This is a genomic window from Nocardia sp. NPDC058497 (genome assembly GCF_042720195.1).
GTDB lineage: Bacteria > Actinomycetota > Actinomycetes > Mycobacteriales > Mycobacteriaceae > Nocardia.
This window is the reverse complement of record NZ_JBHXMY010000194.1, coordinates 1-10,040: the sequence shown is the minus strand read 5'-3', so window position 1 is coordinate 10,040 and position 10,040 is coordinate 1. Positions and strand designations below refer to the sequence as shown.

Below are 10,040 nucleotides of genomic sequence, written 5' to 3'. Positions count from 1 at the left end.
TTGACCAACCTTCGGAAATCGAGGGCACCTGGGACTTCATCCGCTTCTACTTCCCGGTCAGATTGATATCGATGATCCGCTGCCACTCCTCCAGCGCGAAGTCGACGAGCAGATTCCCGTTGACGATCCCCGCGTTGTTCACCAGAACGTGCAGCCCACCGAACGTCTCGACCGCCGCCGCGACAATCGCGGCCCACTGCTCGGGTTCGCGCACGTCCAGATGCTGGTAGATCGCGGCGTCTCCGAGTTCCTTCGCGACGACGGCCCCTTCGTCGTCGAGTACGTCACCCAGCACCACCGAGGCGCCCTCGGCGACGAACCGACGCGCGTGCGCCGCGCCCATCCCCCGCGCCCCGCCGCTGATCACCGCGACCTTGCCGGCCAACCGTCCCATATTCCGCATACCTCCTCATAGAACCGAGCCACCTTCACCGTAGAAGGACGATCCGTTCCGCGTGGCGATATGCCTAAAAGAAATAGTCGAGGACGACGCTCCCGACCGATCCGCTGTCCGTTGCACGCTCAACGATGTCGGCTCGATGGCACTCGATCAGCGGACCTGGCCCGAATGGGTGTCGATCGTCGGCGAGACCCTCGCCGGGCTGTTCGGAGCGCCGATCGGCAACTGAGGCGACTTCCGCCGCGCCGCAGGTCGTTCGGGTCCGCAGCGATCAGCAGGTGAGGTTGGCCGCGCCGTACGAGGAGAACGACACGTGCACGTGGTCGTAGTGGTTCTGGGTCGGGTCGCCCCGGTCCTCCATGAACGACCAGCCGCTGCCGTCGTTGTAGCGCTGCTGCCAGATCACATAGGTGACGCCGAAGCGCGCCTTGTTGGCCAGGATGAACGCGGCCATCGCATCACCCTGCGCCGGATTCGATGTCATGAGATCGAGAGCGAGTCCCGCACCGTGATCACCGTCATAACGCCCGTGCGCGCCACCGATGTCGGACAGGCCGAACATCTTCTGGATCATGTGACTGACCTGCGCGACGTGCGGCTGCGTGCCCTTGAACTCCGTCGCGCACAGATACTTCAGCTTCTCCGCCGACAGCGACGCCAGCTCGTCGTCGGCGGCCACGGGTTCCGGGGCGATCGTCGGCTCGTCGTGCGTCAACGCGGGCAGCGCGTCGATCTCGATCGCGGACGGCGTGTGCGGCGCAACCGCCGCGACCTGCTCCACCTCGGCAGTGGCGGGCCGTAACGCCATCCACAGCATTCCGGGAACCGTTGCCGCGAGGCTGCACACAGCCAGAGACGTACGCCCCGTGGGAGGCGCAGGGGTGCGATGTTGACCAGGCACTTTATCGATCACCAGCTACTGTCGAGAACAACGTCACCATCACATTACGAAATGGTCGCGGAAATGTCACGCTCGTGCAGCGGGTTGCGCACGATCGGACCAGTATCCCTCACCGACCGCGATTTCGCGGCCCTAACGTCACCGCGGAGTACGCTCTTTTTCATCCGCGTCGGTGCGACGACCTGGAGGTCGGCAATGGACGTACTTCTCGGAATCGGAACCCGCAAAGGGTTGTTCCTTGCCCGCAGCACAGACGGCCGGGCGAGCTGGACCGTGCGCCCGCCGCAGTTCCCGATCGCCGATGTCAAAGCCTTGGCGATCGACACCAGACGGCAGCCCCCACGCCTGCTCGTCGGCGTCCTGAACAGCCATTTCGGTCCGACGCTGGTCGCCAGCGACGACCTGGGCGAGACCTGGACCGAGCCCGACGACGCACCACTGGCCTTCCCCGAGAACACCGATGCCGCGTTGCAAGGTGTCTGGCAGATCACACCGGCGACCGATGCCGAACCGGATGTGGTGTACGCGGGCGTCGAACCGTCCGCCCTGTTCCGTTCCACCGACGGCGGAAGAACTTTCACGCTGGTCAGAGGCCTGTGGGACCATCCACACCGCCCGAAGTGGGAGCCGGGCGGTGGCGGTTTGGCGCTGCACACCGTCCTCCCGCATCCCACCGACACCCGGCGGCTCGCGGTCGCCATGTCGACCGGTGGCGTCTACCAGAGCACCGACGGCGGAACCTCGTGGCACCCGACCAACCACGGCGTCACCGCCGACTTCCTGCCGGGCGAACTGCCCGACTGGGGCCAGTGCGTGCACAAGGTCGCCCGCGACGCCGAAACCCCCACCACCCTCTACCTCCAGAACCACGGCGGCGTGTTCCGCAGCACCGACGACGGCACCACCTGGCAGTCGATCGACGCCGACCTGCCCCCGTCCAACTTCGGCTTCCCGATCGTCGCCCACCCCCGCCGCCCCGGCGTCATCTACACCTTCCCCCTCGTCGCCGACATGGCTCGCTTCCGCTTCCCCCCGGACGCCACCTGCGCGGTCTACCGCAGCGACGACGGCGGCCAGACCTGGTCAGCCAAAACCGAAGGCCTCCCGACGGTCCCGTTCTGGGCAGCTGTCATGCGCGACGCCATGACCGCCGACAACGCCGACCCCACCGGCATCTACTTCGGTACCCGCAACGGCGAGGTCTACTGCAGCCCCGACGAAGGCGACCACTGGCACCTCGTCGCCGACAAACTCCCCGACGTCCTGTGCGTCCGCGCCGCCGTCATCGGATAACCCATGGCCCGCATCGTCCTACCTTCGGTCCTGCGCCCCTATGCCAACGGCGCCAAGGAATTCGACATCGACGCCCCCACCCTGCGCGCCGCCCTGGACACCCTCCGCGACCGCTCCCCCGCCCTGGAACGCCGCCTCCGCGACGAACGCGGCACCCTCCGCCGCTACGTCAACTTCTACATCGACGGCGACGAGTGCCGCACCCTCGACGGCCTGAACACCCCACTGACCGCGACCACCGAACTGATGATCATCCCCGCGGTCGCAGGCGGCTAGCCCGTCACAACCCGTACTTGCGCACGAACTCCTCGGTCACATCAACCGCAGGAACCCCCAGATCCGCGCCCCGCGTCTCGACCGTCGTCTCCTCGATGAGTTCCGAAGGCTCCGGCGGAAGTTCCCGCCACCGCGCCCGCGGATCGACTCCCTCATTCTCCTCGGACATCCCAACTCCCTCATCCCCATCAAGCGTAGCTGCCACCATCACGAGGCGAGTCGACGTGAGTACAGGCGCCGCCGCCCGGCATGGTGCCGAGCTCGTCGACCAACTCCGCCGTACAGTTCCTCACCGAGGAGATCGTCGATCTGGACTACGACGGCGCTGCTGGCCGCGAAGCGGTGAGCACCACCCACGACTATCGTGTAATCGTCACTGCCCCAACACTATCGAAGGAGCACGTCGGTGCCGGATCGACTCGACCCGCTGACCGCCACCCTCGGAGGCCCACCTCCGGCGGAGTTCGCGACGCTCGACATCGACGACCTCACCCGCCTCGACGGCTTCGTCGAACAGGCCCTGGCAGCACGGAAAGCGGCCATGGACGACGCCCTGGGAGCCGGGATGCACCTGATCCCGCGCCTGGCCCGCCCCGCGGTGCGCAAGGTACTGGGACTGTGAGCAGCATGCGGCACACCGTGGCCGAGATCGCGAAACTGGCGCGGGTGCTCGGCGTCGACCCCGCCGACCTGGATTTCCTGACGACCCAACCACCTTCGGCGATCAAAGCATTCCGGGATCAGGTCAGCGACGAGATGTCGGGCCGCGACGTCCAGCGCCTGCAACGAGTCGCCGCAGCGGTGAAACTGGTCCCGAAGCCCGTCGCCGCGCTGGTCGCGGAAAAGGCACTGGGTCCGGCCCTGACCGCGGCGGTCGCCGGCGCGGTCGAGCCCGCCCGCGCAGTGGCGATCGCCCAATCCCTGTCCCCGAAGTTCCTGGCCGACGCGACCGTCCTGCTCGACCCGAAGCGAGCCGCCGAGGTGATCGCCCGCGTCCCCGACGCGATGGCGGCCGAGGTGGCCCGCGAATTGATCGAACGCGGCGACTACCTCACCATGGGCCGCCTGGCCGGGTCCATGCCCGACTCGGTCCTGTGGGCGGCCCTGCCCCAAGCCGCCGACCGCGACATCCTCCAGGTCGGCCTCCATCTGGAGGACAGCTCCCAAGCGGAACGCCTGCTGAACATGGTCACCGACCGCGTACCCGGCATGGTCACCGCCATGTACGCCGAGGAGAAGTGGGCGGACGCGATCTCCCTCCTCGACATCATCGGCCCCCAGGAACGCGCCCGCATGGCCGATATCGTCGCCGAACAGGACGACGAGGTCCTCGACGGCCTCCTGACCGCCGTCACCGAGCTCGACGCCTGGGACGCCCTGCTCCCCGTCGCGGCCGGCATGGCCATCACCGGCCTCCAGCGCCTGGCCCAGCGCCCGGTCATGCACGACCCCGCCACCCTGGAACGAGTCTCCGACATCTCCCTAGCCCAGGGCCTGTGGCTCGACCTGATCCCCCTGGTCCGCCACCTCGACCCCGACCAACAGCGCTGCATCGCGAAACGCGTTCTCGCCGAAGACGACGACTCACTCCGCGACCTGATCATCCTGGCCAGCCCCGAAGCCCCCACCATGCTCCCGCTGGCATTGATCGTCGAGGGCGAACCCCGAGCCCGCGTCCTGACCCTCCTCGACGGCATGACCGAACTCGGCTCCCTCGTCGACCTCCTCGGCGGCGGCGACCACGCCGCCTGGGAAACCCTGGTCGCCATCAACAGCGAACTCCCGGACCGCATGCGCAAACTCCTGGTCGTCCAGGCCCGCACCTGTGGACTGGACGAGGTCGCGTCGGCGCTGTCGAACGAGACCTAGACGTTCTCCTGTGTTCGAGCCGCTGCCGCCGAAATTCCGCCGGCGGCAGCACGCTCGGGTCGTTGCGCCTCGTCTCGGACGCGTTGTGGGACATCGTGAAAACACTGCTACCCGAGCTCACTGCCAGACCGCAGGGCGCGAAGGCGGCAGTCCGCCCGTTTCAACCGAACCGCTACTCCTGATCCGCGTTCAACGCCGCCAACGTGACAAAGATCGGCGCATCCGGTGCGGCCTCCACACCACGCCCCCGCAAAAACGCGTCGATCATTCCCCACACCAATTCCCCTACCCGGCGGACGAATTCACCCGATTCCGGTTCGGGATCGGTCAGCCATAGATCGGTGAGCGCGATCATCACCCCGACGATCGCCCGCGCCAGATATTCGATCCCCTCCGCGTCGAGCGGAATCGAATCCGCCACCGCCCGCGCCCTTTTCGTGAACCGATCCGCGACCGCGCTACTGAGGTCGTACTGCCCGGTCGCACCGTCCCCACTGGTTCCCGCATGCGCCTGCGCGAGGAACCGGAACACATTCGGGTGGTCGAGGATACCGACGGCGTAGTCGCCGAGCGCCCGAGCGATCGCCTCACGCGGTGGCTGGAGCAGCAAGGTCAGATCAGTGCCGGTCGCGGCGAAGGCAGCGTCGGCGAAGCGGTTGCCGATGGCGGTGTAGAGGTCGCTCTTGTCGGTGAACTGGCGATACAGGCGCGGCTTGGTGATGCCCGCCTCGGCGGCGAAGGCATCCATGCTGACCCGCGGCCCGTCCCGATCGAGCACCCGGATCGCGGCGTCGACGATGGCATCCCGGGTCACCGGCGGGGGACGGCGGCTCGATCTGCTCACCCCGACACCGTACACGTACCGCTGGTACGAACTACACGATTGTCCGCGCCAACAGAACGGCCCCCTCTCACCGCCGGGCCCATGGAGGTCATCCCGCGGCCCTTTACAATCCCCATCCGGACCGGCAGTATCGCAATCCGTACCGGCAGTACGCTCTGCCGAACACCGCATCGAAGGAGAAGGTCCGTGCCGGATGCCCTGGCTCAACTCACCGCGACACTCGGCGCCCCGCCACCCCCGGAATTCGCGGACCTCACTCCCGAGCAGCTGACCGTCCTCGACGCCTACGTCCGCGCCGCGCTCGACAACCGCCGCGCCGCCCTCGACGACGCCCTCAACTCCGGCATGCGCCTGATCCCCCGCCTCGCCCGCCCCGCCGTGAAGAAGGTGCTCGGACTGTGACCACGACCCACCACAGCACCGCCGAACTCGCCAAGCTCGCCCGCGTGCTCGACCGCCGAGACCCCGCCGACCTCGACTTCCTGGCCGATCTCCCACCCGCGGCCCTCCGCCAGTTCCGCGACCAGATCACCGGCACCATCGCCGACCGCGAATCCCACCGCATGCATCGCATCGGCGCCGCGGCCAAACTCATCCCCGCCCCGATCGCCGCCAAGATCACCGAAGCCGCCTTCGGCCCCGTCCTGGCCGCCGCGATCGCCGGCTCGGTAGACCCCTCCCGCGCCGTCGCCATCGCCACCGCCCTCTCCCCCACCTTCCTCGCCGACGCCACCGTCACCCTCGACCCCCGCCGCGCCACCGCCCTCATCGCCGAGGTCCCCGACCGCATGGCCGCCGCCACCGCCCGCGAACTCATCGCCCGCGGCGACTACCTCACCATGGGCCGCCTAGCCGGCGCCGTCCCCGACCAGGTCCTGCGCGCCGCCCTCCCCCACGCCGCCGACATCGACCTCCTCCACGTCGGCTACTACCTCGAAGACACCGACGCCGCCGACCGCCTCCTCACCATCGTCACCGACCGCGTCCCCGGCATGATCCGCGCCACCGCCGCCGAAAACCAATGGCCCGAAGCCATCGCCCTCCTAGACCTCCTAGGCCCCACCGAACGCTCCCACCTGGGCAACGTCGTCGCCGACCAGGACCCCGAAATCCTCGACGCCCTCCTCACCGCCGTCACCGAACTCGACGCCTGGGACACCCTCCTCCCCGTAGCCGCGGGCATGGAACCTGCTGCCCTGCAACGCCTTGCCGAACGCCCGATCATGCAGGACCCCGCCGTCCTCACCGGCATCGCAGACCTGGCCCTCACCCAGAACCTCTGGCTCGACCTGCTCCCCCTCGCCGAGCACCTGACCCCCACCCAGCTCCACACCGTCGCCGCCCGGATCTCCGCAGAGCCGGACGACGCGCTCACCGCACTCATCGAACAGGCCCACACCGGCAACCACTGGGACACCCTCATCCCCGTAGCCCTGGCCCTCGACGAACCCGCCCGCCGCCGCTTCGCCGCCCTCCCCGTCATGCACCGCCCAGACACCCTGTCCGCCGCCATCACAACGGCCGCCGCCCACAACCTCTGGCCCGCAGCCCTCCCCCTCGTCGACGTCCTCCCACCCCACACCCACGACCTCCTCGCCACCACCATCACCACCCTCTCCACCCCCGACTTCCACGCCGCCCTCACCGCGGCCCCCGCCGCCGGCTCCACCACCACCCTGATCCGCATCGTCCTCCGCCAGGACCCCACCGCCCGAGCCCACTCCCTGACCCTCCTCGCCGACTCCGACGACCTCGAGTCCCTGGTCACCTCGTTCACCACCACCGACCCGGAAATCTGGAAGTCCGTGGCGGCCATCAACTCCGACCTCCCACCCCGCCTCCGCACCCTCCTCGCACCCCAGGCAGCCCGCTGCGGACACAGCGACATCGCCGAGGTCCTGTCGACCTGACCCACCGACGAACCGCGGTCACCGCGCCCGACCGCGGTTCCCCACTACCATCCGCGCCATGCACCCCATAGGCAGCAGAAAGCGCAACCAGCCGGCCCCACCCCATGCCGTCTATGCCGCCCTCACAAACCCGGACCGCGACCCAGCCCGCCCCTGGCTGATCCTGCTCTCCGACGAGCAACGCCCGATCCTCCTCGAGGACAACGATCCCGACCTCGTCATCTGGAGCTCACTGTGGCCGAAGCACCCCACGGCCCGCATCCGCTTCGACCTCCCCACAGACGGCCGAGGCGGCACCGACCTCCGCTGGACCCTCTACATCGACACCCCGAACCTCGACGATTCGGCCGTCGGACATCTTCGCTACCGCCTGAACACGCTGATCAACGCGAATCTCAGATTCTCGTTCGGCCAATGAATCGAGACCCGTTGCGCGAGTGCTATGCCCGGAAACTGCCCATGCGCTCACTCCCAACCAGCCAGTCGCCGTAGATGGTCCCCCGGCCTATCCGCAAAGCCAACTTTTCTTCCTACACGGCAGCAGCCGGTTCGAATTTCACAGACGATCGCCGCCCAGCGAATGCGCCAAACCGACAACCCGCTCGAGTGCTGCGATGGCATTGTTGGTCAGTCGCGACTGCCCGAAAGCTTTGATCACCGCGCGGAACAAGTCGTTCTGGTCTGTCCAACCGACCGTCTGACCGTAGTGCGCCATCACCTCAGCCAGCTCTCGGGGTGGGATCTGCTCGATGAGGCGCGGACCCCGCACTCTCCATTGCGACACACGTTGGTCGGGACCACGGTAGGACATCAGACCTGGGTCCCCCAGATCGAGCGGATCGTCGACGAGCAATCGACCGTGTGCTACCGCGGCATGAAGTGCACGATCGATCGCACTCTTGACGTTGTCACGCTCCCGCGTCCTCGCCGCGCTGACATAGGCCGCCCGCAAGCGAAGACCGGTAACCGGTCCTTCGACGGCGACGATGCTGCACAGATCAGCGACGATCGTGACGTGCGAAGCCGAGGTCGGGCTTTCCAGGACGCCTGTGAACTCAGAGTATTCGCACATAGTGCCCGCCGTCGGCTCCCCCGGTTCGACAGCTTCCGACGCGGATCGTGTGGGCTTCAACCATCGTGCCGGGTCCGTCAGGTCGAACCCGCCCGAGGTCACGACAGGCTCTATAGCGATCGACTCGATAGGTGATGGCGATTGTGGCCTTTCCCAATCGAATTCGTCGAGCAGACTTGTCGGCGGTGGCAGTGCTTCGACGGCCGCGCCCCCGATACCTGCTTCAGCAATTCGGTCCGGAATGGGATCTTCCCCGAGCGGCAGAATCCCGCAACTGTCAAGAACCTCGCACAGCGAATCCAGGCACCCTTCCGGGTCGACAATGAACTCGGCCTGCCGGATCCGATGAATCGGCCATCCGCACCGTTCCAGGTCGCGCTGCAACGCCAGTTCGGCACGGTAGGCATCTGCGCCTTGCCAGCGATCGCTGTCGCATTGCACAGCGAGCTGTCCGCCCCGGCCGGTCACCACGATGTCCAGATCGCAAGCGGTCTCCGTGTGATGGGCGGTGACCTGGTAGCCCCTGTCGACAAGCCCGTTGTAAACCTGCTGTTCGAACAGCGACTCGAAGGGGTTGATCAGCGTGTCGTCACTGAATCTTTCTGCGGGAGAGTCTGATTCCTCGGCACCTGCCTCGACGGTCAGGAAGTAGTCCAGCAGCCGGAATCGCATGTCCTCACTATTGGCAAGGTGCTGGGTGGTCACCGAATGGAACAACCACACCTGATCGCGAGCACGGGAGACCGCGACGTTGTAGCGCTGGACGGTGGCGTCCTGCGTCTGCGCCGTCAGCCTGCCTCCTTCGCGAGGTGCGGCAACCAGCGACAGGAAGATCACATCGCGCTCGGCGCCCTGGAAATCGGCGGCATCGCCGCAATGCAGGTGTCGTGCCTCGAGTTCCTCGGGCGGCACGACGTCGATCAGCTTGCGCCAGATGACCTTTGCCTGCTCCGAGCTGAGCAGCGAGATGACGCCGAACGACTTGCCGTCGTATGCGGGGTCGGCCACACAGGCAGCGATCTGTTCGACGATCCGGTCGGCTTCGACCTCGTTGACCTTCGGCCGAATCTCCTGTCCACCTTCGACATACACCGTGCGTACCGGCGGCAGTCGATCGCTGCCGAACCGGCGCACCGGTATGAGCGACACGCCTTCAGGCTCGTAGGCGATCTTGTTGGAGAACCCGATGATCTCCGGAACACACCGTCGGTGCTCGACCAGCGTCAACTTATTCGGGAATCGCATCATCGCCTCGTCGAACAGGCTGCGCTTGGGCAGTTTCCACGTGTCGATGTAGCGATCGCCGGCGAGGTACTGCTTGCTGAGACTGTTGAGTTCGCCTTCGTTGACACCGACCGCCGACGGCGAAACCTGCTTGTCGTCTCCGATCACGACGATCCGCGGTGCGAGATATTGGAGAATCACCGCGGCGGCGCCTGCCTGCGATGCCTCGTCGACGACGCCCCCATCCACAA

General features: G+C 67.1%; 11 protein-coding genes and 1 pseudogene. 7 read left to right on the top strand and 5 right to left on the bottom strand.

The genetic code is table 11. From position 1 onward, the window contains the following. Window positions 1-52: 52 nt before the first annotated feature. Both ACFWPJ_RS15415 and ACFWPJ_RS15410 read right to left on the bottom strand, forming a co-directional pair. Window positions 53-394 (bottom strand): annotated as a pseudogene (locus tag ACFWPJ_RS15415) (SDR family NAD(P)-dependent oxidoreductase); the annotation flags it as partial. 277 nt (window positions 395-671) lie between these two features. Beyond that, window positions 672-1,208 carry a hypothetical protein gene (locus tag ACFWPJ_RS15410; RefSeq protein WP_378851653.1) on the bottom strand — a complete coding sequence of 179 codons (537 nt, stop codon included), beginning with the start codon at window positions 1,206-1,208 and terminating at the stop codon, window positions 672-674. A 288-nt stretch (window positions 1,209-1,496) separates the two neighbouring features. On the opposite strand from ACFWPJ_RS15410, the gene ACFWPJ_RS15405 reads away from it, so the two are divergent. Together ACFWPJ_RS15405 and ACFWPJ_RS15400 are read left to right on the top strand one after the other, a co-directional pair. Then, window positions 1,497-2,594: a WD40/YVTN/BNR-like repeat-containing protein gene (locus ACFWPJ_RS15405; RefSeq protein WP_378851650.1), complete on the top strand. Its 1,098-nt coding sequence runs from the start codon at window positions 1,497-1,499 to the stop codon at window positions 2,592-2,594. A gap of 3 nt (window positions 2,595-2,597) precedes the next feature. Beyond that, on the top strand, window positions 2,598-2,870 hold the full coding sequence (locus ACFWPJ_RS15400) for a MoaD/ThiS family protein (protein ID WP_378851648.1): 273 nt from the start codon (window positions 2,598-2,600) through the stop codon (window positions 2,868-2,870). A 4-nt stretch (window positions 2,871-2,874) separates the two neighbouring features. On the opposite strand, the gene ACFWPJ_RS15395 is transcribed toward ACFWPJ_RS15400, so the two are convergent. Continuing rightward, window positions 2,875-3,039 carry a hypothetical protein gene (locus ACFWPJ_RS15395; protein ID WP_378851645.1) on the bottom strand — a complete coding sequence of 55 codons (165 nt, stop codon included), beginning with the start codon at window positions 3,037-3,039 and terminating at the stop codon, window positions 2,875-2,877. A 237-nt stretch (window positions 3,040-3,276) separates the two neighbouring features. On the opposite strand from ACFWPJ_RS15395, the gene ACFWPJ_RS15390 reads away from it, so the two are divergent. Then, on the top strand, window positions 3,277-3,492 hold the full coding sequence (locus tag ACFWPJ_RS15390) for a hypothetical protein (RefSeq protein WP_378851642.1): 216 nt from the start codon (window positions 3,277-3,279) through the stop codon (window positions 3,490-3,492). Beyond that, window positions 3,489-4,739, top strand: coding sequence for a hypothetical protein (locus tag ACFWPJ_RS15385; RefSeq protein WP_378851639.1), 1,251 nt, complete (start codon window positions 3,489-3,491; stop codon window positions 4,737-4,739). The genes ACFWPJ_RS15390 and ACFWPJ_RS15385 overlap by 4 nt, the downstream gene beginning before the upstream one ends. Window positions 4,740-4,911: 172 nt before the next feature. Here ACFWPJ_RS15385 and ACFWPJ_RS15380 read toward each other — a convergent pair whose 3' ends face one another. Continuing rightward, window positions 4,912-5,583 (bottom strand): TetR/AcrR family transcriptional regulator, encoded by a 672-nt coding sequence (locus tag ACFWPJ_RS15380; protein WP_378851637.1) that lies wholly within the window; start codon window positions 5,581-5,583, stop codon window positions 4,912-4,914. Window positions 5,584-5,769: 186 nt separating this feature from the next. On the opposite strand from ACFWPJ_RS15380, the gene ACFWPJ_RS15375 reads away from it, so the two are divergent. The 3 genes from ACFWPJ_RS15375 to ACFWPJ_RS15365 are packed head-to-tail and all read left to right on the top strand — an operon-like array spanning window position 5,770 to window position 7,911. Next, window positions 5,770-5,985 carry a hypothetical protein gene (locus tag ACFWPJ_RS15375; protein WP_378851634.1) on the top strand — a complete coding sequence of 72 codons (216 nt, stop codon included), beginning with the start codon at window positions 5,770-5,772 and terminating at the stop codon, window positions 5,983-5,985. Continuing rightward, the gene (locus ACFWPJ_RS15370; protein WP_378851631.1) at window positions 5,982-7,493 is read left to right on the top strand and encodes a hypothetical protein; all 1,512 of its coding nucleotides are present in this window, start codon (window positions 5,982-5,984) and stop codon (window positions 7,491-7,493) included. Before ACFWPJ_RS15375 ends, ACFWPJ_RS15370 begins: the two co-directional genes overlap by 4 nt. Before the next feature lie 58 nt (window positions 7,494-7,551). After that, window positions 7,552-7,911, top strand: a complete 360-nt coding sequence (locus ACFWPJ_RS15365) for a hypothetical protein (RefSeq protein ID WP_378851628.1) — start codon at window positions 7,552-7,554, stop codon at window positions 7,909-7,911. 138 nt (window positions 7,912-8,049) lie between these two features. On the opposite strand, the gene ACFWPJ_RS15360 is transcribed toward ACFWPJ_RS15365, so the two are convergent. Next, the coding region (locus ACFWPJ_RS15360; RefSeq protein ID WP_378851625.1) for an AAA domain-containing protein at window positions 8,050-10,040 on the bottom strand (1,991 nt) is incomplete at its 5' end.